The 22,621-nt window shown below is 62.5% G+C and carries 24 protein-coding genes and 1 pseudogene; 20 read left to right on the top strand and 5 right to left on the bottom strand.

Going from position 1 to position 22,621, the window contains the following annotated elements; all coding sequences use genetic code 11:
* Window positions 1-98 precede the first annotated feature (98 nt).
* Together V1289_RS16495 and V1289_RS16490 are read right to left on the bottom strand one after the other, a co-directional pair.
* Complete coding sequence (locus V1289_RS16495; protein WP_334397878.1) at window positions 99-623, bottom strand: A24 family peptidase; 525 nt, start codon at window positions 621-623, stop codon at window positions 99-101.
* A 215-nt stretch (window positions 624-838) separates the two neighbouring features.
* Complete coding sequence (locus V1289_RS16490) at window positions 839-1,003, bottom strand: Flp family type IVb pilin (RefSeq protein ID WP_074273066.1); 165 nt, start codon at window positions 1,001-1,003, stop codon at window positions 839-841.
* Window positions 1,004-1,310: 307 nt separating this feature from the next.
* Between V1289_RS16490 and V1289_RS16485 the strand changes: the two genes are divergently transcribed.
* The 6 genes from V1289_RS16485 (at window position 1,311) to V1289_RS16460 (ending at window position 7,060) form a co-directional block, all read left to right on the top strand.
* The gene (locus V1289_RS16485) at window positions 1,311-2,141 is read left to right on the top strand and encodes a sterol desaturase family protein (protein ID WP_334397877.1); all 831 of its coding nucleotides are present in this window, start codon (window positions 1,311-1,313) and stop codon (window positions 2,139-2,141) included.
* A 123-nt stretch (window positions 2,142-2,264) separates the two neighbouring features.
* Window positions 2,265-3,713 (top strand): hypothetical protein, encoded by a 1,449-nt coding sequence (locus tag V1289_RS16480; RefSeq protein ID WP_334397876.1) that lies wholly within the window; start codon window positions 2,265-2,267, stop codon window positions 3,711-3,713.
* A gap of 160 nt (window positions 3,714-3,873) precedes the next feature.
* Window positions 3,874-4,701 carry a sterol desaturase family protein gene (locus tag V1289_RS16475; RefSeq protein ID WP_334397875.1) on the top strand — a complete coding sequence of 276 codons (828 nt, stop codon included), beginning with the start codon at window positions 3,874-3,876 and terminating at the stop codon, window positions 4,699-4,701.
* 138 nt (window positions 4,702-4,839) lie between these two features.
* Window positions 4,840-5,637, top strand: coding sequence for a Flp pilus assembly protein CpaB (gene cpaB / locus V1289_RS16470; RefSeq protein ID WP_334397874.1), 798 nt, complete (start codon window positions 4,840-4,842; stop codon window positions 5,635-5,637).
* Between the two features lie 232 nt (window positions 5,638-5,869).
* Complete coding sequence (locus V1289_RS16465) at window positions 5,870-6,403, top strand: TadE/TadG family type IV pilus assembly protein (protein WP_334397873.1); 534 nt, start codon at window positions 5,870-5,872, stop codon at window positions 6,401-6,403.
* An 18-nt stretch (window positions 6,404-6,421) separates the two neighbouring features.
* The gene (locus V1289_RS16460) at window positions 6,422-7,060 is read left to right on the top strand and encodes a TadE/TadG family type IV pilus assembly protein (protein ID WP_334397872.1); all 639 of its coding nucleotides are present in this window, start codon (window positions 6,422-6,424) and stop codon (window positions 7,058-7,060) included.
* A 115-nt stretch (window positions 7,061-7,175) separates the two neighbouring features.
* Here V1289_RS16460 and V1289_RS16455 read toward each other — a convergent pair.
* The 3 genes and pseudogenes from V1289_RS16455 to V1289_RS16445 all read right to left on the bottom strand — a co-directional run bounded on the left by V1289_RS16455 (window position 7,176) and on the right by V1289_RS16445 (window position 9,494).
* Window positions 7,176-7,389, bottom strand: a pseudogene (locus V1289_RS16455) (cold-shock protein).
* A 258-nt stretch (window positions 7,390-7,647) separates the two neighbouring features.
* Complete coding sequence (gene infA, locus V1289_RS16450; protein WP_025588295.1) at window positions 7,648-7,932, bottom strand: translation initiation factor IF-1; 285 nt, start codon at window positions 7,930-7,932, stop codon at window positions 7,648-7,650.
* A gap of 23 nt (window positions 7,933-7,955) precedes the next feature.
* Complete coding sequence (locus tag V1289_RS16445; protein ID WP_334397871.1) at window positions 7,956-9,494, bottom strand: DEAD/DEAH box helicase; 1,539 nt, start codon at window positions 9,492-9,494, stop codon at window positions 7,956-7,958.
* A 556-nt stretch (window positions 9,495-10,050) separates the two neighbouring features.
* Here V1289_RS16445 and urtA point away from each other — a divergent pair.
* From urtA to ureG, 14 genes are all read left to right on the top strand, one after another.
* Window positions 10,051-11,370, top strand: coding sequence for an urea ABC transporter substrate-binding protein (urtA, locus tag V1289_RS16440; protein WP_334397870.1), 1,320 nt, complete (start codon window positions 10,051-10,053; stop codon window positions 11,368-11,370).
* A gap of 72 nt (window positions 11,371-11,442) precedes the next feature.
* Window positions 11,443-13,056 carry an urea ABC transporter permease subunit UrtB gene (urtB, locus tag V1289_RS16435; protein ID WP_334397869.1) on the top strand — a complete coding sequence of 538 codons (1,614 nt, stop codon included), beginning with the start codon at window positions 11,443-11,445 and terminating at the stop codon, window positions 13,054-13,056.
* A gap of 184 nt (window positions 13,057-13,240) precedes the next feature.
* Window positions 13,241-14,410 (top strand): urea ABC transporter permease subunit UrtC, encoded by a 1,170-nt coding sequence (gene urtC, locus V1289_RS16430; protein WP_334397868.1) that lies wholly within the window; start codon window positions 13,241-13,243, stop codon window positions 14,408-14,410.
* Between the two features lie 4 nt (window positions 14,411-14,414).
* Window positions 14,415-15,176 (top strand): urea ABC transporter ATP-binding protein UrtD, encoded by a 762-nt coding sequence (gene urtD / locus V1289_RS16425; protein ID WP_334397867.1) that lies wholly within the window; start codon window positions 14,415-14,417, stop codon window positions 15,174-15,176.
* A 3-nt stretch (window positions 15,177-15,179) separates the two neighbouring features.
* Complete coding sequence (gene urtE / locus V1289_RS16420; RefSeq protein ID WP_309179988.1) at window positions 15,180-15,875, top strand: urea ABC transporter ATP-binding subunit UrtE; 696 nt, start codon at window positions 15,180-15,182, stop codon at window positions 15,873-15,875.
* Window positions 15,876-15,916: 41 nt separating this feature from the next.
* A complete protein-coding gene (locus V1289_RS16415; RefSeq protein ID WP_334397866.1) occupies window positions 15,917-16,753 on the top strand; it encodes an urease accessory protein UreD in 837 nt (278 codons plus the stop codon).
* 24 nt (window positions 16,754-16,777) lie between these two features.
* Entirely contained in the window at window positions 16,778-17,080 is a 303-nt protein-coding gene (locus V1289_RS16410) for an urease subunit gamma (protein WP_074273080.1), read from the top strand.
* Between the two features lie 113 nt (window positions 17,081-17,193).
* Window positions 17,194-17,499, top strand: coding sequence for an urease subunit beta (locus V1289_RS16405; RefSeq protein WP_334397865.1), 306 nt, complete (start codon window positions 17,194-17,196; stop codon window positions 17,497-17,499).
* Window positions 17,500-17,683: 184 nt separating this feature from the next.
* Window positions 17,684-19,396: an urease subunit alpha gene (gene ureC / locus V1289_RS16400; RefSeq protein ID WP_334397864.1), complete on the top strand. Its 1,713-nt coding sequence runs from the start codon at window positions 17,684-17,686 to the stop codon at window positions 19,394-19,396.
* 47 nt (window positions 19,397-19,443) lie between these two features.
* A complete protein-coding gene (locus tag V1289_RS16395; protein ID WP_334397863.1) occupies window positions 19,444-19,743 on the top strand; it encodes a putative quinol monooxygenase in 300 nt (99 codons plus the stop codon).
* Window positions 19,744-19,768: 25 nt separating this feature from the next.
* Window positions 19,769-20,068, top strand: coding sequence for a putative quinol monooxygenase (locus tag V1289_RS16390; RefSeq protein WP_334397862.1), 300 nt, complete (start codon window positions 19,769-19,771; stop codon window positions 20,066-20,068).
* A 64-nt stretch (window positions 20,069-20,132) separates the two neighbouring features.
* Complete coding sequence (locus tag V1289_RS16385) at window positions 20,133-20,771, top strand: urease accessory protein UreE (protein WP_334397861.1); 639 nt, start codon at window positions 20,133-20,135, stop codon at window positions 20,769-20,771.
* A complete protein-coding gene (locus tag V1289_RS16380; RefSeq protein WP_334407500.1) occupies window positions 20,752-21,489 on the top strand; it encodes an urease accessory protein UreF in 738 nt (245 codons plus the stop codon). The genes V1289_RS16385 and V1289_RS16380 overlap by 20 nt, the downstream gene beginning before the upstream one ends.
* A gap of 155 nt (window positions 21,490-21,644) precedes the next feature.
* Window positions 21,645-22,295, top strand: a complete 651-nt coding sequence (gene ureG / locus V1289_RS16375; protein ID WP_334397860.1) for an urease accessory protein UreG — start codon at window positions 21,645-21,647, stop codon at window positions 22,293-22,295.
* Window positions 22,296-22,621 lie beyond the last annotated feature (326 nt).

Below are 22,621 nucleotides of genomic sequence, written 5' to 3'. Positions count from 1 at the left end.
CGCTTCCGCCGCCGTGATGGGAGTTGACCAGTTATTCGTCAAAGCATGGTTAATGAGGCGTATCTAAATCGCCTTAACGGGAAGTTACCCGCCGCTTGTCAGCGCATCGCGAAGTGGGACAGGTCGACCGTCTTGATCCACTCGGTTTCCGGATAGACCATCAGCGCGCCGATCGCGAGCGCGATGCCATAGGGGATTCCGCTCTGCTTGTCGTGGAGCCTGAGCAGCCAGGCCTGACCCGTCAGCGGGTAGGGCAGGGGCCATTGCCGGAACTGCAGCAGCAACAGCGTGAGCGCGCCGCCGAACAGCGACGCGTAGACCAGGAACTCGAGGAGATGGTCGAAACCGAACCAGAGCGCGACCGCCGCCGCCACCTTGGCGTCGCCGCCGCCCATCCAGCCCATCGCGAAACAGGCAAAGGCCACGGTCAGGACGGTCGCACCGGCTCCGAGGTGCAAAAGCATGGCCTGCAGGCCCATGCCGCCCAGCGGCGCAAGGACCAGGAAGCCCGCCGCCAGCGCCAGCGACACCCGGTTCGAAATCGTCATGGTGAAGAGGTCGCTCGCCGCCGCGAACGCCATCAGGGCCGGAAACAGCAGAAGGCGCGCGATATCGAGGATCATGGATTTACACAGCCGTGCTGCTAACGCGGGGTCCGGGCATCGCCGGAGCCTATCTCGCAGTGGTGAACAATCAGAAAACGGCCAGGAAAGCCGCCAGGAAAGCCGCCAAGAAAGCCGCCAGGAAAACCGTCAGGGAAACGACCATGTCGGGGGTCGGCTTGAAACGACAAAGGCCCCGGATCGCCGGGGCCTTTGAAGCAATTTCGCAACGACGCTTATTTCAGCGAGGTCGAGATGGTCGTGAAGGTGCCGGTCAGCTTGGTGCCGACGCCCTGAACCGCGGTGATGATCGCGATGGCGATACCGGCGGCAATCAGGCCGTACTCGATGGCGGTCGCGCCCGATTCATCCTTCATGAAACGCGAAACGAGATTCTTCATTGATAAACTCCATGTGTACACGTGGCTGGTCGAACTAACGTTTGGTCTCGCCGGCGTTCTCAGCACCGTGACCATGTACTGACCCTACGGTGCGACAATTTCAGCGCAGTTAATTCGATCGTCGAAAAACGGCGGGAACCGGCTCTTCTTCAGCAGAGTAAACGTGGAATTAAGCCATCCGGTAAAACGCAATATTGCGCGGAATCTCTTTATATACTGGGCGCGCGAGCGGGTTGGCCGGTCCCGATTCACGGCTCCTTAAGCGCGAAGGGATACCCGTAAAGGCCTCAGATCAAACGAGGCGGCCATGTCCAATCTGCCCCTGGAAGTTGTCGAAATGGTCGGCCAGACGATGGCCAAGGTGGCGCCGGTCACGATCGGGCTGGCCCTCGTCTTCACGGTGCTGTCGCATTTCTGGGCCTGCAATCCCGGCGCGCCATGGTGGCGCAAGCGCGAGCTCGTGACCGACATCTGCTACTGGTTCTTCGTGCCGGTATTTGCCCGCGTGTTCCGGATCGGCCTGCTGGTGCTCGGCGCCAGCGTCCTGTTCAATATCAACGATGCCGACGGGCTGATTGCGTTCTACGACAATGGACACGGTCCGCTGTCGCAGCTTCCGCTCTGGGTCCAGGCGGTGCTGTTCCTCGTCGCATCGGACTTCATGCTCTATTGGCTGCATCGCATGTTCCACGGCGGCGGCTTCTGGAAATATCACGCGATCCATCATTCTTCCGAAGACCTCGAATGGATTTCCGCGGCGCGATTCCATCCGGTCAACCTGTTCATCGGAACGATCCTGGTCGATGTCATTCTGCTGGTGGCGGGGATCTCGCCGAACATCATGCTGTGGGTCGGGCCGTTCACGACGTTTCATTCGGCCTTTGTCCACGCCAATCTGAACTGGACGCTCGGCCCGTTCAAATATGTTCTGGCCACGCCGGTATTCCACCGCTGGCACCACACGTCGCTGGAAGAGGGCGGCAATACCAACTTCGCCGGGACGTTTCCAGTCTGGGACATCCTGTTCGGCACCTTCCGGATGCCGGAGAACGTGCTGCCCCAGGACTATGGCGTGGCCGACGAAGAGGCCGTGCCCGCCGCGATCGGCGGACAATTGGCCTACCCGTTCCGCCACTAAAGCGTTTTCGAGCTAAGTGGACGCCGGTTCGCGTGATGAAAACGCCTCGAGACAAAAGCTGGAGCCCGGTTCTGATGCAAAGCACCGATCTGGCTCTAGCGCATAGGCTCAGAGGTTCTCTTGATGAGCGCTAACGTCGAAACGATCCAGCCGGCGCGAACCTCCATTCTCGGCCAGGTTCCGGCCTGGTGCTGGTTCGGGATCTGGGCGTACGGCATCCTGTTGATCAACGGCAGCATACTGCTCAACGATTCCGATACCTACTGGCATATCATCACCGGCAAATGGATCCTCGACCATAACGCGTTGCCGCGCGTCGATATCCATTCCTTCACCAGGGCAGGCGAGCCCTGGATTTCATCGTCCTGGCTGGCGCAGGTTCTGTATGCTGAGGCTTATGAGCTTGCCGGCTGGGCCGGACCTGTCATTCTCGCAACGCTATCCATCGCAACGACGTTCGCCCTCCTCACGTTCCTGCTCGGCCGCCGCATTCCCGTGACCTACGCGGTTCTGACGGCGTTTGCGGCTTTCGTCCTTTCGATGGGCCACTTCTTGGCGCGTCCCCATGTGCTGGCGCTGCCGGTGATGCTTGCCTGGGTCGGCGGGCTCCTGTCGGCAAGCGAACGGCGCGAGGCTCCTTCTTTCTGGTTACTGCCATTACTGGCGCTTTGGGTGAACCTTCACGGCGGATTCGTCTTCGGCCTGGCGCTGGTGGCGCCATTCGCGATCGATGCGTTGTGGAACGCGGATCGTTCGCAACGAAGGCCGCTGGCGCTACGCTGGATCGTTTTCGGGCTAGGCGCGCTGGCCGCATGTTGTGCGACGCCTTACGGATGGGAATCGATCCTCGCGGCGCGCAAGATTCTCGACCTCGGCGAGATGTTGCATGTCATATACGAATGGATGCCGGCGAATTTCAGCAGCTTCGGCCCGTTCGAGGCATGCTTGATCGTGTTGATCGGCGGCGCGCTTTTCGGCGGCGTCAAGCTTTCGCCGCCACGAATTCTTCTGGTGCTGGGCTTGCTTCACATGGCCCTGTCGCATGTCCGGAACATCGAGATATTCGCACTGCTGATACCGCTGGTCGTGCTCACGCCGGTGGCATCGCAGTTCGGCCTTCATGGCGCCCAACTGGTCAAGACCTTTCCGGCGGCCGCGGCCGCAACGCTGGTCGCGATTCTCGGCGTCTCGACGTGGGCCTACGCTGCCAATACCAGGTTTTTGCCGGTGGCCAGCCAGTCGCCCGCGGCGGCGGTGGATGCGCTGATGGCTCGAAACCCCAAGCATATCCTCAATGATCTTCCCTTCGGGGGATATTTGATCTCGCGGGGGGTGCCGGTATTCGTCGATGGCCGCGCCGAATTGTATGGCGAACAATTCGAGATGGCGTATTTTCGCGCGCTGGACCTCAGAGACGTCAATGTGTTTCTCGATCTGCTCAAAACTTACGACATCGATGCAGTGCTGCTGACGCCGACTACCCCGGCGGTAACGCTGCTCGATAATCTTGACGGCTGGCAGCGCGCCTACGCCGACGAAAACGCCGTGCTGCATCTTCGCAAGGCCAAATGACAGTCCCCGCCGATCTCGGCGCGCGCTTTCCGAATTCGAAGTCTGCGAATGGGGCTTGCCCGCTGGCGGGCGGGCCGGGATTCTGGTAGGTCGGGCTCAATCCGGGATGCCCGGGCGCAAGCGGGCCATGCGGCGAGAGGTCTGATCACCAGAGGCGGATATGTCACTGCCCGTGGAAGTCGCCGAGATGCTCGGCCAGACGCTTGCCAAGGTGGTGCCGGTCACGATCGTGCTGGCGGCCTTGTTCTCGGTGCTGAGCCATTTCTGGGCCTGCAATCCCGGCAAGCCGTGGTGGCGCAAGCGCGAGCTGGCCACCGATCTTTGCTACTGGTTCCTGGTGCCGCTGTTCGCGCGCGTGTTCCGGATCGGGCTGCTGGTGGTTCTGGCCGCCGCGGCCTTTGGCATTCAGGACGCCGACGAGCTGATCGCTTTCTACGACAACGGCCATGGGCCGCTGTCGACCCTGCCGCTGTGGCTGCAGGCGGTGCTGTTGCTGTGCCTGGCCGATTTCATGATGTACTGGCTGCACCGCATGTTCCACGGCGGCGGCTTCTGGAAGTACCACGCCATCCATCATTCGTCCGAGGATGTCGACTGGATTTCGGCGGCGCGCTTTCACCCGGTAAACCTGCTGCTGGGGACCATCGGGGTCGACGTCATCCTGCTGATGGCGGGTATTTCGCCCAACGTGATGCTCTGGCTCGGTCCCTTCAATATTTTCCATTCCGCGTTCGTCCACGCCAACCTGAACTGGACGCTCGGCCCGTTCAAATATTTGGTCGCGACCCCGGTGTTCCACCGCTGGCACCACACCACGCAGGACGAGGGCCGCAACACCAATTTCGCCGGCACCTTCCCGGTCCTGGACATCCTGTTCGGGACCTTCCGGATGCCGGAAAGCCGGCTGCCCGACCATTACGGTGTCGATGATCAGTCGACTTTTCCGACCGAAATTACCGGCCAACTTGCCTATCCGTTCCGGAAATAGGCTGGGAACCCGAGCCGTCTTGCGGCACGGTTTGTTAACGCGACTTCGATGCGCTCCCTTAACGTTGCTTTGACCTATATCTGACTAGACTCGCTTCAGCGCCGGAAGCGTCGCTGCGTCATGTAAGAGTAAAAGCGTATGAATACTGCACGCATTGCCGTTCTGGCTATAGCCATCGGTGCTGGCGGCATTGCCGCATATCTTGCCAGCGGATCCGACAAGTCGGCCACCCCGGTCGAGCCGGTTGCGCAGTTGCAGACGGTGGACGTCCTTGTCGCAAAATCCGACATCGGCCTCGGCCAGACGGTGAAGCCAGAGGATATGCAATGGCAGACCTGGCCGTCCGCGACCGCCAGCAACAGCTTCATTCGCCGCACCGATAAACCCGACGGAACGACCCAGTTCGCCGGCTCGATCGCGCGCGCGCCATTCATCGCCGGCGAGCCGATTCGGGAACAGAAGCTGGTAAAGGCCGACGGAAGCGGCTTCATGGCCGCCATCCTGCCCACCGGGATGCGCGCGATCTCGACTGAAATTTCGCCGGAAACCGGCGCCGGCGGCTTTATCCTGCCGAACGACCGGGTCGACGTCATTCTTTCCAAGCGCGTCAAGAGCCCGGAGCCCGGCGCGCCGGACGTCGCCGTTTCCGAGATCATCCTGAACAACATCCGCGTTCTCGCGATCGATCAGGCGCCGAAGGAGAAAGACGGCACCAATGCGCTCGTCGGCAAGACCGTCACCCTCGAGCTGAAGCCCGAGCAGTCGGAGGCGCTTGCCCGCGCGCGCCAAAGCGGATCGCTATCGCTGGCGCTGCTCAGCATCGCAGACGGAAAAGCAACCACCGTTGCGACCGTCGATAACACGCTGATAACGGTTTTTCGCGGAACCACCAGTACGGATGTGCTTAGCTGCGCTCCTCTTTGCGTCCGGCGGTAGCGCGCCGACTTTCCCGCCAGCCTGGTTCCTTGCCCTGACGTTGAGCGGAGACGACTCACTGCCGGGCCTGTCTCGTTCGTGCCAATCGATCCGGGTTCGGGCAGCGCCTGCCCCAAATGGTTAACATTCGCCCAACGGAACGGGCCGTTCTGTTCCGATCGCGCGCAACACTTCCACAATCAGTTTCAGGTAATTCTTGCGGCAATTGCTCTCGCATCCCGGGGTTTCTTCGATGCCGCCTTCGCTGACCTTCGTCGCCGCATTGCGCCGGTTCCGCCGCAACCGCCGCGGTTCGGCCGCGGTCGAATTCGCGATGATCGCGCCGATGTTCATTGCGCTGCTGTTCGCGATCCTCGAGAGCGCCATGGTGTTCTTCGCCAGTCAGGTGCTCGAGACCGTGACGCAGGATTCTGCGCGCATGATCATGACCGGTCAGGAGCAGACCGCCGGCAAGAGCAAGGCGCAATTCAAGAGCGATCTTTGCGCGAAGGTCGTCGCGCTGTTCGATTGCGCGAACGGGATCACCGTCGACGTGGAGAGCTTTCCCCAGTTCAGCACCGTCTCCTTGCCCAGCCCGATCGACGCCAACGGCAACTGCCTGCCGCCCAGCAATTACAGCCCCGGTGGTCCCGGCGACATCGTCGTGGTGAGGGCATTCTATCAGTGGCCGATATTCGTCACCGGGCTCGGCTTCAACCTCGCAGACGCGAGCGGCAGCAAGCGGTGCCTGACGGCGACCGCCGCGTTCCAGAACGAGCCCTACTAGAGCAAGGCTGTGCAACCGATGACCTCAATCTGGCTTCGCCTGCGGCGCTCGGCGCGCGATTTCCGCAGGGATCGCAGCGGTTTTGCCGCGCTCGAATTCGCCATTATCGCGCCGGTGATGCTGGTGATGTTCCTTGGCACGGTCGAGTTTTCGTCCGGCATCGCGGTGAACCGCAAGGTAACGCTGATAGCAAGAACGCTGTCCGATCTGACGTCCCAGGCGGCGGTGCAGGCGGTGACCGATCCCTATCTGCAAAATGTCTTCACCGCCAGCATATTGATTGTGAGGCCGTATTCGCAGACACCCGTGAAGGCACAGATTTCGGAGATCTATATCGACTCCAACCAGAAGGCGACGGTTCAATGGAGCAAGGGGGCGACCATCGCGAGCGGCGCCACGGTGGCAACGCTGGCGCCGTCGAGCCGCAACGCGGGCGATATCGTGACAAGTCTGGTGCCGCCGGCGCTTCTGGTCAAGCAAACCTATCTGATCCTCAGCGAGGTGAGCTACCTCTACACGCCCGCGATCGGTTACGTGATGTCCAAGACCGGCGTGACGTTGAGCGATGTCGCCTATACGAGGACGCGCCAGTTCGCCTGCGTGACGTACAACAACGTTCCCGTCATCACTGGCACCTCCACCTGTCCGACGCCCTGACGCCGGTCGTCCGCAATTTCGCAAAATGAAAAAGGCCGCGCGATCAGCACGGCCTTTCCTGTTTGTTGGAATTTCCCGGTCCGTGCTCTCGCGAACCGGACCGGATGAAATTCGCTTATCCGGCGGCGCGCAGATTGTCGGCCGAAGATTTGCCAGAGCGACGATCCGCCACGATTTCGTAGGAGATCTTCTGGCCTTCACGCAGCGTCCCGAGGCCGGCACGCTCGACAGCGCTGATGTGCACGAACACGTCCATTGCCGCCGTCATCCGGCTGAATGAAGCCATAGCCCTTGGTTGCGTTAAACCACTTCACGGTTCCCATGCTCACGGGGGTAGTCCCTTCTCAGATATACAAGTCGAAACCCACTTTGCAGTGGGCTGGTGAGATCGAATTTTTGGAAGGGTCGTCAGCGTCTAAACCGGCTGTACCGGTGGATAGCTAATGTCGTCCGGCCGAAAATCGATGGGCGATATTATGCGATGGCAAGGTCCAAAACAATCCTGACGTGCACGATTTTTTGATTCGACGGAATTTCGCGCACGACATGGCCGCGTCGTGCGCGATTTCGCGGCAGGGGGAAAGCCCCTACCGGCGGCGGAACTGGCCGCCGCGCGGCGGTGCCCCGCGCGGGGCTCCGGTCGACGGGCGCTCATCCTTGTGACGGAAGATCAGCCGGCCCTTCTCCAGGTCATACGGCGACATCTCGATCGTGACCCGATCGCCTGCCAGCGTCTTGATCCGGTTCTTCTTCATCTTGCCGGCGGTGTAGGCAACGATCTCGTGCCCGGCATCGAGCTGCACGCGGTAGCGTGCGTCGGGGAGGATTTCGGTCACCAGTCCTTCGAACTGGATCAGCTCTTCTTTAGCCATGGTTGTCTCCAGATCGATCTAGGCTAGCGCTGCGGTCGATGGGTGCGGTTGGGTTGGGTATTCGGGCGGCTTTCGCGATGCAAGAAGGCGACGCCTTGAATGCTTTCGCTCTTTCCGCCCTGCGCGGGACGCGGCGACTCGTGCCGGGGTGCCTGCGGCGCGGCATTATTACCACCTCCGCGGCCGTGACGGCGAGGGCCTTTTGATCCCGGCGCCGATTCATGGGAGCGGGGCTCATGGGACCGGGGCTCCTGGGAACGGGAGTCTTTGGAACGGGAGTCATGGGAACGGGAGTCATGGGAACGCGAGTCATGGGAACGCGAGTCTTGGCCCCTGACATTGTGGGCACGCGGCGCGGACCGTCCGCCCCGGTGTTGCCGGGGCGCTGCGGCCGGCGCGGCATCGCGGCTGCCCGGCGTGCGGCGGTCTTCCCGCGGTAGCGCGATACGGATCAGCTTTTCGATGTCGCGCAGATAGCCCATTTCCTCGGCACCTGCGATCAGCGAGATGGCGACGCCCTCGGCGCCGGCGCGCGCGGTGCGGCCGATGCGGTGGACATAGGTTTCCGGCACGTTCGGCAGATCGAAATTCACCACATGGCTGATGCCGTCGACGTCGATGCCGCGGGCGGCGATGTCGGTTGCGACCAGGGTGCGGATCTCGCCGGTGCGGAACGCCGCCAGCACGCGCTCGCGGTGGTTCTGCGACTTGTTGCCGTGGATGGCGTTGGCGCGGATGCCGGCTCGTTCGAGGCCCTTCACCACCTTGTCCGCGCCGTGCTTGGTGCGGGTGAAGATCAGGGCGCGATTGACCGGTTCCTGCTTTAAGAGCTGCGCCAGGATGGCCGGCTTGGCCGAGAAATCGACCTGGAGGATGCGCTGGGTGATGCGTTCCACCGTCGAGGCCACCGGCGTCACCGCGACCCGGGCCGGGTCGCGCAACATCGCTTCGGCGAGTTCGGCGATATCCTTGGGCATGGTGGCCGAGAAGAACAGCGTCTGCCGCTTGGTCGGCAGTTTACCGACGATCTTCCGGATGTCGTTGATGAAGCCCATGTCGAGCATGCGGTCGGCTTCGTCGAGCACCAGGAATTCGACCTGGCCGAGCTTGAGCCCGTTGCTTTGCACGAGGTCGAGCAGGCGACCGGGGGTCGCCACCATGACTTCGACGCCCTGCATGACCGAGCGGACCTGGCGGCCCATCGGCACGCCGCCGATCGCCAGCGCCGAGGTGAGGCGGATATGGCGGCCGTAGGCATTGAAGCTGTCGAGGATCTGGCTCGACAATTCGCGGGTGGGCGAGAGCACCAGCACCCGGCAGGCCTTGGGCTGCGGCTTGATGCGGTTCTCCAGAATGCGGTGCAGGATCGGCAGCGCAAAGGCTGCGGTCTTGCCGGTGCCGGTCTGGGCGATGCCGACCACGTCACGGCCGGTCAATGCGATGGGGATGGTTTGCGCCTGGATCGGCGTGGGCGTGAGATAATTTTCTTCCTTGAGTGCACGCGAAATTGGATCGGCGAGGCCGAAATCCTGAAAGGAGGTCAAAAGAGGGGTTCTTTCCATTACAAAAGGCAGGCGCCCGGCGGTTTGAGCCAGGAGCGCGCGAGGGGGTGTCAGAGACACCCGCGTGTTTGGGGCGTCGGTTTTGGTTAGCTGAAGGGGCAAGCCAGAAACCGTTGGACGGGCTCAGAACACGCGGCTCGCAAGGACCTGATGATTCTCTAGGTCACGGTGCTCATATGGAACATGAACACGGCGCTTTCAAGGTAAATCGGGAAATCAAGGCTTTACCGGTTAACTGAGCCCGAACTGCGCCCCTTTTGGATGCCTGGAATCGCGGCCCGGCGCCCTGCAGCCAAAAAACTTCATGCCGGAAAATTAGCCAAACTGCCTAGTTTGCTTATAAAATAGACAGATTGCCTTTTGCGCATACATTTTTTTGGCTCAATAATTGGGCAATTTCCCCTAACTAAACCGTCGAAGAAGCAAGATTCCATAACGGTTATAATGGCTTAGATGTGCCTCACGCCGTGGCATGGTTCTTGCGATTCCGTTAACGCAGGCGGCCGTTGGGGCCGTTTCGCAGCGTTTCACGCCTGCGTCAGGGAGATGACATTTCATGCTTACACAACTTACTCACGATATAGCGACGCTGAGCCGGCGCGGCTTGCTCGCCGCGTCCGCCGGGCTGGTTTTGGGCCTGGCCGCGTTCGGCCCCGCGAAGGCGGCTGACGACACCATCAAGGTCGGCGTGCTGCACTCGCTCTCCGGCACCATGGCCATCAGCGAAACCACGCTGAAGGACACCATCCTCTTCCTGATCGACGAGCAGAACAAGAAGGGCGGCCTACTCGGCAAGAAGCTCGAGGCCGTCGTGGTCGATCCCGCATCGAACTGGCCGCTGTTCGCGGAAAAAGCCCGTGAGCTGATCACCAAGGACAAGGTCGCCGTCGTATTCGGCTGCTGGACCTCGGTGTCGCGCAAATCCGTGCTCCCGGTGTTCAAGGAACTGAACAACATCCTGTTCTACCCCGTGCAGTACGAGGGTGAAGAGAGCGAGCGCAACGTGTTCTACACGGGTGCGGCGCCGAACCAGCAGGCGATCCCCGCGGTCGACTATCTGATGAAGGACGAAAAGGTGAAGCGCTGGGTGCTGGCCGGCACCGACTACGTCTATCCGCGCACCACCAACAAGATCCTCGAAGCCTACTTGAAGTCGAAGGGCGTCAAGCAGGAAGACATCATGATCAACTACACGCCGTTTGGTCATAGCGACTGGCAGACGATCGTGGCCGACATCAAGAAGTTCGGCTCGGCCGGCAAGAAGACCGCGGTGGTCTCCACGATCAACGGCGACGCCAACGTTCCCTTCTACAAGGAACTCGGCAACCAGGGCATCAAGGCCACCGACATTCCGGTTGTCGCGTTCTCGGTCGGTGAAGAAGAGCTCGCCGGCATCGACACCAAGCCGCTGCTCGGCCATCTCGCCGCCTGGAACTACTTCGAATCGATCAAGACCCCGGCGAACGAGAAGTTTATCAAGGACTGGCAGGCCTACACCAAGAACCCGAAGCGCACCACCAACGATCCGATGGAAGCGCACGTCATCGGCTTCAACATGTGGGTCAAGGCGGTCGAGAAGGTGAAGTCGACCGACGCCGACAAGGTGATCGACGCACTGCCCGGTACTGAAGCGCCGAACCTGACCGGCGGCGTCTCCAAGATGCTCCCCAACCACCACATCACCAAGCCGGTGTTCATTGGCGAAATCAAAGCCAACGGCCAGTTCGACGTGGTGTGGAAGACCCCGGGCCTGGTGGCCGGCGATGCATGGTCGAAGGAACTCGAAGGCTCCAAGGACCTGATCGGCGACTGGGTTGGCAAGAAGTGCGGCAACTACAATACCAAGACCAACAAGTGCGGCGGTCAGGGTACCTGATATAATAAGTTCGAGAGAACGAAGGAGGCGGTGATTTTGCCGCCTCCTTCCACCTTCTGCCGGGGTCGTCCAGTGGTTGCCAATGTTTTTCACCGTCTTCGCACGCTTGTCCTTTCAGTTTTTTTGATCGCCGCCTTCGCGCTGCCGGCGTTTGCAGGCCCGTTCGAGGATGCGGTCGCCAAATTCGCCAATGACGAATTTTCCGATACCGAGGAAGCGATCGGAGCCATCGCGACGTCGGGCAATCCGCTCGCCTTTCCAATCATCAGCGCGCTTGGGGAGGACCGGCTGTCGGCCGATCCCGACACCAAGAAGGTTTTTATCACCCAGGCCGATGGCAAGATCATCGATGCCGCAACCGGCGCTGCCGTCGACAAGCTGCCGGACAACGCCGCTTCCGTCCGCCTCAACAACCGCCTGCGCCGCACCGTCGAGGCCGCGCTCGGCGGCCTGACCCTGCTGTCGCCCGACCCCGCCAAGCGCATCGCGGCGGCGCAATCGGTCTTCAAGACCCACGACGAGACCATGCTGCCGGTTGTCGACGGCGCGCTGGCGAAGGAAACCAACAAGGCGGCCAAGCAGGCCTTTGCCGAGGCCCGTGCCGCGATCCTGCTGTACAAGCAAGACGCCACCGACGTCGAAAAGCTGGAAGCGATCGCCGCCGTCAAGGCGCGCGGCGACCAGGAAGCGATGGCGCTCCTGACCGGGCTCGGCAGCGACCAGTCGCCGGCGGTTGCGGGCGCCGCGGCGAACGCAACGGCCGCCATTCAGCGCACACTGGCGTTGTGGTCGACCGTGCAGAATGCCTGGTACGGCCTGTCGCTCGGTTCGGTGCTGCTGCTGGCCGCGATTGGGCTCGCCATCACCTTCGGCGTGATGGGCGTCATCAACATGGCGCATGGCGAGATGGTGATGATCGGCGCCTACACCACCTTCGTGGTGCAGGAGACCATCCGCACCAGCTATCCCGGACTGTTCGACTACTCGCTTCTGATCGCCGTGCCGCTGGCCTTCATCGTCGCCGGCGCGATCGGCGTGCTGATCGAACGCACCATCATCCGCTTTCTCTACGGCCGTCCGCTGGAAACGCTGCTGGCGACCTGGGGCCTGTCGCTGGTGCTGCAACAGGCCGTGCGTACCGCCTTCGGCCCCACCAACCGTGAAGTCGGCAACCCCTCCTGGATGAGCGGCGCGTTCGAACTCGGGCAGATCACCATCACCTATAACCGGCTGTGGATCCTCTGCTTCACGCTGGCGGTGTTCGCGATCCTGCTCGCGATGCTGCGCTACACGGCGCTGGGGCTCGAGATGCGCGCGGTGACGCAAAACCGCCGCATGGCGGCGTCGATGGGGATCGCGACCTCGCGCGTCGACGCGCTGACCTTCGGTCTCGGCTCGGGCATCGCCGGGATCGCCGGCGTGGCGCTGTCGCAGATCGACAATGTCAGTCCCAATCTCGGCCAGAGCTACATCATCGACTCCTTCATGGTGGTCGTGTTCGGCGGCGTCGGTAATCTCTGGGGCACGCTGGTTGGCGCCCTCACGCTCGGCATCGCCAACAAGTTCCTGGAGCCGGTCGCCGGCGCCGTGCTCGCCAAGATCGCCATTCTGGTTCTCATCATCCTGTTCATCCAGAAGCGGCCGCGCGGCCTGTTCGCGCTGAAGGGCCGGGCGGTGGAAGCATGATGCCGCTATTCGCAACAGACGCCCCATCCCGGCGAGGCCTGTTTACCTCTCCCGCTTGCGGGGGAGGTCGCGGCGCATCGAAGATGCGATGCGGGTGGGGGCTCTCTCCACACGAACCATGTCACTCGTGGCGATACCCCCACCCCAGCCCTACCCCGCAGGCGGGAGAGGGAGCGCACCGCCAATGATGCCGCATGCGCTCACCCGCTCGCTGGACCGCAGCGCGACCATATTCCTGCTCGTCGTCGCAGCCCTTGGCGTGCTGATCCCGCTGTCGAACCTGCTGCTGCCGTCCGGCTCCATCTTTCAGGTACCAACCTATCTGGTCGCGCTGTTCGGCAAATATGTCTGCTACGCCGTCCTGGCGCTCTCGATCGACCTGATCTGGGGCTATTGCGGCATTCTCTCGCTCGGTCACGGCGCGTTCTTCGCGCTCGGCGGCTACGCCATGGGCATGTACCTGATGCGCCAGATCGGCAGCCGCGGCGTCTACGGCAATCCGATCCTGCCCGACTTCATGGTGTTCCTGAACTACCCGAAACTGCCGTGGTACTGGTACGGTTTCGATATGTTCTGGTTCGCGGCATTGATGGTGCTCGTGGTCCCGGGCCTGCTGGCGTTCTGCTTCGGCTGGCTGGCGTTCCGCTCCCGCGTCACCGGCGTCTATCTCTCGATCATCACGCAGGCGATGACCTACGCGCTGCTGCTGGCCTTCTTCCGCAACGATTTCGGCTTCGGCGGCAACAACGGCCTGACCGACTTCAAGGACATTCTGGGCTTCAACGTGCAGGCCGACGGCACCCGCGCCGCGCTGTTCCTCTTGAGTTGCCTTGCGCTCATCATCGCCTTCCTGATCTGCCGGGCGGTGGTGACCTCGAAACTCGGCAAGGTGCTGATCGCGGTTCGCGACGCAGAATCCCGCACGCGATTTTTGGGCTACCGCGTCGAATCCTACAAGCTGTTCGTGTTCACGCTGTCGGCCTGCATGGCCGGCGTCGCCGGCGCGCTCTATGTCCCTCAGGTCGGCATCATCAATCCCGGCGAGTTCGCGCCAGGCAATTCCATCGAGGCCGTGATCTGGGTCGCGGTCGGCGGCCGCGGCACGCTGATCGGGGCGGCGCTCGGCGCTATCGTCGTCAATTACGCAAAAACCTACTTCACGTCAGGCCCGTTGGCGCCGTACTGGCTGTTCATGCTGGGCGCGCTGTTCATCCTGGTGACGCTGCTGCTGCCGAAGGGACTCATCGGCACCTTCAATGCGTGGTGGGAGCCGTACAAGGCGAAGCGCCTGTCCGATGCCGCCGAGAGTGCTGCGCGCGAAGACGGCGTCAGCGAACCGAACCCGGCGGAGTGAGCGCATGAATATCATGGATACCCGCGCGACCTCCGCCTTGCTCTATCTCGATGGCGTGCACGTCTCGTTCGACGGTTTTCACGCCATCAACAATCTGTCCCTCACCCTCGCGCCCGGCGAGATGCGCGCCATCATCGGCCCTAATGGCGCCGGCAAGACCACGATGATGGATATCATCACCGGCAAGACCAAGCCGGATGCGGGCACCGTGCTGTTCGATGGCGTCACCGATCTGACGCGTTTGGACGAAACCCGCATCGCCGAACTCGGCATCGGCCGCAAATTCCAGAAGCCGACGGTGTTCGAGAGCCAGACCATCGAGGACAATCTCTTGCTGGCGCTCAACGTCGATCACAGCGTCAAGGGCACGCTGTTCTGGCGCGAGACCAGGCCGGAGTCTGAGCGCATCGAGCGCGTGCTGGAAACCATCCGCCTGAAGGACGCACGCAACCGGTTGGCCGGCAGCCTGTCGCACGGCCAGAAGCAGTGGCTGGAGATCGGCATGCTGCTGGCGCAGGATCCGAAATTGCTGCTGGTCGACGAGCCGGTTGCCGGCATGACCGACGTCGAAACCCATCAGACCGCGGAACTGCTGAAAGAGATCAACAAGGACAAGACCATCATGGTCGTCGAGCACGATATGACCTTCGTGCGCGAACTCGGCGTCAAGGTGACCTGCCTCCACGAGGGCACCGTGCTGGCCGAAGGGACCATCGACCAGGTGTCGTCGAATGACCGTGTCGTCGAAGTGTATCTGGGGCGGTGATCCATGCTGAAGGTCGATAACATCAGCCTCTATTACGGCGCGGCGCAGGCGCTGCGCGGCGTCTCGATCGCGGCCGAACCCGGCAAGGTGACCTGCGTGCTCGGCCGCAACGGCGTCGGAAAAACCTCGCTGCTGCGCGCGATGGTCGGCCAGTACCCGATCGCCTCAGGCTCGATCACGCTCAATGGCGACGACATCACCGGCCTCAAGCCCTACGAGCGGGCGCGAAAGGGCATCGGCTTCGTGCCGCAGGGCCGCGAGATTTTTCCGCTGCTGACGGTGGAGGAAAATCTCAAGACCGGTTTCGGCCCGCTGAAGCGCGACGACCGCAACATTCCCGACGATGTGTTTTCGTTGTTTCCGGTCTTGAACTCGATGCTCGGGCGGCGCGGCGGCGACCTCTCCGGCGGCCAGCAGCAGCAGCTCGCGATCGGCCGCGCGCTGGTGATGCGGCCGAAATTGCTGCTGCTCGACGAGCCGACCGAGGGCATCCAGCCCTCGATCATCAAGGACATCGGGCGCGCGATCTCCTATCTGCGCAGCCTCGGCAACATGGCGATCGTGCTGGTCGAACAATATCTCGACTTTGCCTGCGAGCTCGGCGACAATTTCGCGGTCATGGACCGGGGCGCGGTGAAATATGCCTGTGACCGCTCAAACCTCGATCCCGCCGAAATCAGCCGCCAGATGGCGCTGTAATTTAGTCGCGGCCCTCTCGCGGTCGCTGCCGTGGGGGATGGATGCGGACCGATATTTCGCGCGCGGCTTCGGCGACTTTCGCCGCCAACCGTGCCCAGGGCGCGGTAAAGTTCGACGTGCGCTTGCAGGATGGCGTTACCCGCCGCGGCCGGTTGCATGAATCCGGTTCGCTGCGGGTGCGGTTTCCCTCGCCCGAGGCCGAGGGCTTATCGGGGGTGTTCGTCAACACCGCGGGCGGCATTGCCGGCGGTGACCGCTTCGACATCGACATCCTGGCTGGCGAAGGATCACGGCTGACGTTGACCACGGCGGCGGCTGAAAAAGTCTACCGCGCGGCGGGGCCGGCCGCGCAGCTCAATATCGCGTTGAAGGCGGAGGCCCGCTCGCACCTCGCCTGGCTGCCGCAGGAGACCATCCTGTTCGACCGGGCGCGGATTTTAAGGCGCATCGATATCGATCTGGCGGAGGATGCCTCGCTCCTGCTCTGCGAGATCGTGGTGTTCGGCCGCTCCGCGATGGGGGAAAAGATGCTGCACGGCGAATTCGTCGATCGCTGGCGCCTTCGCCGCGCGGGCAGGCTCGTGTTCGCCGAGACCGTCCGGCTCGACGGCGATATCGGCGAAAAACTGAAGCACCCGGCGATCGCCAAAGGCGGCGTCGCGATCGGCACCGCGCTGATCGTGCCCGGCGACGCGGCGGTGGTGGAGCGGATCCGCGAGGCATCGGAATCGTTCGGCGGCGAGGTCGGCATCTCCTGCTGGAATGGATTTGCAATGGCGCGCTTCTGTGCCCAAGATGCGGCCCGGCTCCGCGCCGACATGATGGCTGTGCTCGGCCGTGCCTCCGGCGCGGCGCTGCCGCGGCTCTGGCTCAACTAACCGGTCCAAATTCAGAGTGCCCGCATGAATCTCTCCCCCCGCGAAAAGGACAAGCTCTTGATCTCGATGGCGGCCATGGTGGCGCGCCGCCGGCTGGAGCGCGGCGTCAAGCTCAACCATCCCGAGGCCATCGCCATCATCTCGGATTTCATCGTCGAGGGCGCCCGCGACGGCCGCACCGTCGCCGATCTGATGCAGGCCGGCGCCCAGGTGATTACCCGGGCGCAGTGCATGGACGGGATTGCCGAGATGATCCATGACATCCAGGTCGAGGCGACATTCCCGGACGGGACCAAGCTCGTCACCGTGCATGAGCCGATCCGATAGTCATCGTCATTCCGGGGCGACCGCAAAGCGGCCGAACCCGGAATCCAGTTATTATCTCGAACTTCCGGGTTCGATGCTGCGCATCGCCCCGGAATGACGGAGGGAAGACAAAGATGATCCCCGGTGAACTCTTCATCAAGGACGGCGAGATCGAGCTCAACGCAGGCCGCAAGACGGTGACGTTGACGGTCGCCAATAGCGGCGACCGGCCGATCCAGGTCGGCTCGCACTACCATTTCTTCGAGACCAACCCGGCGCTGAAATTCGATCGCAAGAAGGCGCGCGGCATGCGCCTCGATATCGCCGCCGGCACCGCGGTGCGGTTCGAGCCCGGCCAGACCCGCGACGTGCAACTGGTCGCGCTCGCGGGCAAGCGCGTGATCCACGGATTTCGCGGCGAGGTGATGGGCAAGCTGTGACCGGTATTCGCCACACCCACCGGCGTCATCCCCGGACGAGCGCAATTGCGCTCGCTCGGGAGGTGCGCGCTCTCTTGAGCGCGCCTCGAAGGATGGGCCACTTGCGCAAACTCAGTCATCCTTCGAGGCTCGCCCAAGCGGGCTCGCACCTCAGGATGACGACCTGTATTTTGGAGGCCGTCTCATGTCCGTAAAAATCAAACGTTCCGTCTATGCCGACATGTTCGGGCCCACCACCGGCGACCGGGTGCGGCTGGCCGATACCGATCTCATCATCGAGGTCGAAAAGGATTTTACGACCTACGGCGAGGAGGTGAAATTCGGCGGCGGCAAGGTGATCCGCGACGGCATGGGGCAATCCCAGGTCACCAACAAGCAGGGCGCGGCCGACACCGTCATCACCAACGCGCTGATCGTCGATCACTGGGGCATCGTGAAAGCCGACGTCGCGATCAAGGAAGGTTTTATCAGCGCGATCGGCAAGGCCGGCAATCCTGATATCCAGCCCGGCGTTACCATCGTGATCGGCCCCGGCACCGACGTGATCGCGGGCGAGGGCAAGATCCTCACCGCGGGCGGCTTCGACAGCCATATCCATTTCATCTGCCCGCAGCAGATCGAACATGCCTTGATGTCGGGCGTCACCTCGATGCTGGGCGGCGGCACCGGCCCCTCGCACGGCACGTTCGCGACCACCTGCACGCCGGGCCCATGGCACATGGCGCGGATGATCCAGTCGTTCGACGCCTTCCCGGTCAATTTGGGCATATCAGGCAAGGGCAACGCCTCGCGCCCGGCCGCACTGGTCGAAATGATCAAGGCCGGCGCCTGCGCGCTGAAACTGCACGAAGACTGGGGCACCACGCCGGCCGCGATCGACAATTGCCTCTCGGTCGCGGACGATTACGACATCCAGGTGATGATCCACTCGGACACGCTGAACGAATCCGGCTTCGTCGAAGACACGGTAAAAGCCTTCAAGGGCCGCACCATCCATGCCTTCCACACCGAAGGCGCCGGCGGCGGCCACGCGCCGGATATCATCAAGATTGCCGGGCTGAAGAACGTGCTGCCGTCCTCGACCAACCCGACCCGGCCGTTCACCCGCAACACCATCGACGAGCATCTGGACATGCTGATGGTGTGCCACCATCTCGATCCCTCGATCGCGGAGGATCTCGCCTTCGCCGAAAGCCGCATCCGGAAAGAGACCATCGCCGCCGAGGACATTCTGCATGATCTCGGCGCGCTCTCGATGATGTCGTCGGACTCGCAGGCGATGGGCCGGCTCGGCGAAGTCATTATCCGCACCTGGCAGACCGCCGACAAGATGAAGAAGCAGCGCGGATCGTTGCCGGAAGACAAGGGCAACAACGACAATTTCCGCGTCAAGCGCTACATCGCCAAATACACCATCAACCCCGCGATCGCGCATGGCGTGTCAAAACTGATCGGCTCGGTGGAGAAGGGCAAGCTCGCCGACCTCGTATTGTGGTCGCCGCCGTTCTTCGGCGTGAAACCCGATTGCATCATCAAGGGCGGCTCGATCGTGGCCGCTCCCATGGGCGATCCCAACGCGTCGATCCCGACGCCGCAGCCCGTGCATTACCAGCCGATGTTTGCGGCCTACGGCAAGTCGCTGACGGCGTCCTCGGTGGTATTCACCTCCAAGGCGGCTATCACCGGTGGGCTGGCGCGAAAACTCGGCATCGATAAGAAGCTGTACGCGGTGCAAAATACCCGTGACGGCATCTCGAAAAAGAGCATGATCCACAACGGCGCCACCCCAAAAATTGAGGTCGATCCCGAGACCTATGAGGTGCGCGCGGACGGCGAATTGCTGACCTGCGCCCCGGCCGAGGTGCTGCCCATGGCGCAGCGCTATTTCATGTTCTAAGGTCCTGCCCGGCAAGCTAAGCCAGAACAAAGCCGGGAGGATTTTCCGTGATCTACGTCGTTGCCACACTGACCGTCAAACCTGAAACGCGCGCCGAATTCATTGCGGCGGCTACCGCCTGCATCAAGGAAACCCGCAAAGAGCCGGGCAATATCGCCTATGATCTGCACGAGAGCGTCACCGACCCCGCCAAGATGGTGTTCGTCGAGCAGTGGGAAAATGCCGAAGCGCTGGTGCCGCACCGCGGCATGGAACACATGAAAACCTTCGGCCGCGTCGCGGTGCAATGCATGAGCGCGCCGCCGAGGATCGAAGTGATTACGCCGGAAAAAGTCGACGTCCGCTAATCAAGAAAAGCCAAGGGAGAATTTCATGATCTACGTCATCGCCACCACGCCGATGAAGTCGGAAAACAAGGACGACTTCATCAAGGGGCACAAAGCCTGTACTGCCGAAACGCTCAAGGAGAAGGGCTGCATCTCCTATGACGGCCATGTCAGCGTGAACAACCCCAATCTGTATGTGGTGGTGGAGCGCTGGGAGACCCGCGACGACCTCAATGCGCATGGCAAGGCGCCGCATATGAAGGTGTGGCGGGAGTATTCTTCGCAGATGAAGACGGCGCCGACGGTGATCGAGATCATCAGCGACGGCAAGGTGGAGAAGTTCTAAAGCGTTTTCGAGCGAAGTGGGAACCGGTTCGCGTGAAGAAAACGCGTCAAAGCAAGAGAGCGCCATGATCCGCGCCACCCGAGTTGAAGGCCAGCATCGCTGGACCCACGCCGCGGCCGACACCGTCGTGCTCGATTTCGACGACCGGCACCGGCGGCGGATGGCGATGACGGGCACGCGCGGGCTCGAATTCCTGCTCGACCTCGAAAACGCCACAGCCTTGCGCGGCGGCGATGCGCTGGTGCTGGAAGACGGCCGGCTGATCGAGGTGGTCGCGGCGGCCGAGCCGCTGGTCGAGATCAGGGGCGCCGATCCGCTGCATCTGGTCCGGGTCGCCTGGCATCTCGGCAACCGGCATCTGCCGACGCAGATCATGCCCAAAGGCCTGCGCATCCGGCGCGACCACGTCATCGAGGCGATGGTGAAGGGGTTAGGGGCGCGCATCATCGAGATCGAGGCGCCGTTCGATCCCGAAGGCGGCGCCTATGCGAGCGGCCACGCCCATGCGTCCGAGCCTGCCGCGCACGCGCACGATCATTCGTCGCACGATCATGGTCATCACCACGATCACCACAGTGATCACGATCACCACGGTGATCACGATCACCATAGTGATCACGATCACCATAGTGATCACCATCACCACGACGAGCATTGCGATCACGACCACCACGATCACTCCCATGCTCATGACCACAAGTGAGCCCTTGGCCTTCGACGACCGGCGCGGGATGACGGCAGACGAGGGCGCGGCGCTGTACCGGCTGATGACCTGGCTGTCGCCGGGCTTTCCGGTCGGCGCGTTCTCCTATTCCAGCGGCATCGAATGGGCGGTTGAGGCCGGCGATATCGTCGATGCCGCTTCGTTGCGCGACTGGCTCGCGGCGATGCTGGCGGACGGGTCCGGATTTTGCGACGGCGTGTTTCTGGCGCAGGCGCATCGGGCGGCATCCGCGCGCGATGACGCCCAGCTTCGCGAGAACGCCGAGCTTGCCGCCGCCTTCGTGCCCTCGCGCGAGCGCCAGCTCGAAACGTCCACGCAGGGCCGCGCCTTCATCGAGATCGCGCGCGCGGCCTGGACCTGCGACGGGCTGGACGAACGCGTCGCAGCCTGCGGCCGCGCAGTCGTCTATCCGGTCGCGGTCGGCGTCGTCAGCGCCGCGCACGCCATTCCGCTGGCGCCCGCGATGCACGCGTTCCTGCACGCGCTGGTGTCGAACTGGATTTCCGCCGGCGCGCGTCTGGTGCCGCTCGGGCAAACCGACAGCCAGCGCCTGCTCGCCGCGCTCGAGCCGGTGGTCGTCGTTACCGCCAAGCGCGCGCTGGAAGCCTCGCTGGACGATCTCGGCAGCGCGACGTTTCGCGCCGATCTGGCGAGCCTGCGCCACGAGACGCAGTACACGCGGCTGTTCCGGTCATGAATTTATCTATCAGCACGTCGTCCCCGCGAACGCGGCGACCCATAACCACCGGCCTTGGTTGTTGCGGAAGGTGTCGGCCATTCTGTCTTATCGATGGATCACGCGGTATGGGTCCCTGCGTTCGCAGGGACGACGAGAATTGAGGGGTATTCGCCATGTCTAATTCTCACGGCCCGCTTCGGATCGGCATCGGCGGCCCCGTTGGCTCGGGAAAGACCGCGCTGATGGACCTGCTCTGCAAATCGATGCGCGACACTTATGACATCGCCGCGATCACCAACGACATCTACACCAAATGGGACGCGGAGTTTCTGGTGCGGTCGGGCTCGCTGACCGCCGACCGCATTGCCGGCGTCGAGACCGGCGGCTGTCCGCACACCGCGATCCGCGAGGATGCCTCGATGAATCTGGCGGCGGTCGCCGACATGCGCGCCAAGTTTCCCAACCTCGACCTGGTGCTGATCGAATCCGGCGGCGACAATCTGGCCGCCACCTTCTCGCCGGAGCTTGCTGACTTAACGATCTACGTTATCGACGTCGCCGCCGGCGACAAGATCCCCTCCAAGGGCGGGCCGGGCATCACCCGCTCGGACCTGCTGGTGATCAACAAGATCGACCTCGCACCCCATGTCGGCGCGTCGCTGGAAAAGATGGACACCGATGCGAAGCGGATGCGCGGCGAGCGGCCGTTCGTGATGACCAATCTGAAGAAGAGCGAGGGGCTGGCGCGCATCATCGCCTTCATCGAGGCCAAGGGCGGCCTCCGCCCGGCGGCGAAAGCCAAGGAAAACCTGAAGGCGAGCTAGTTTCACCTCGCCCGGCTTGCGGGGAGAGGGAAAAGTGCCTCACTCCGCTAGAACTGCACACATCACACGCCGGCGAGACGGGCTCGGCGCGTTAACACTTTTGGCGCCCGTCCGCGGCACCTGAAACTATTTTGAGGTTAACCCGGAACAAATTCCTTCCTGTCCGATTAGCACTCTCTGGCGCCGCCAAAGCACGGCCCACGGCCCCCGCCGTTCATGCTTGCTGCCAACTGTAGTTGCGTACCGATGATCGCTCCTTCATTATCTCCCGCGGTTGGCCTTTGTTCTGTGTCTATTCGTTACCGTCCCGACAGACCCAAAATGCT

Source organism: Bradyrhizobium sp. AZCC 2289 (genome assembly GCF_036924615.1).
Classification (GTDB): domain Bacteria; phylum Pseudomonadota; class Alphaproteobacteria; order Rhizobiales; family Xanthobacteraceae; genus Bradyrhizobium.
Note: the sequence above shows the minus strand (reverse complement) of the source record. Positions and strands in the feature narration are given on the sequence as shown.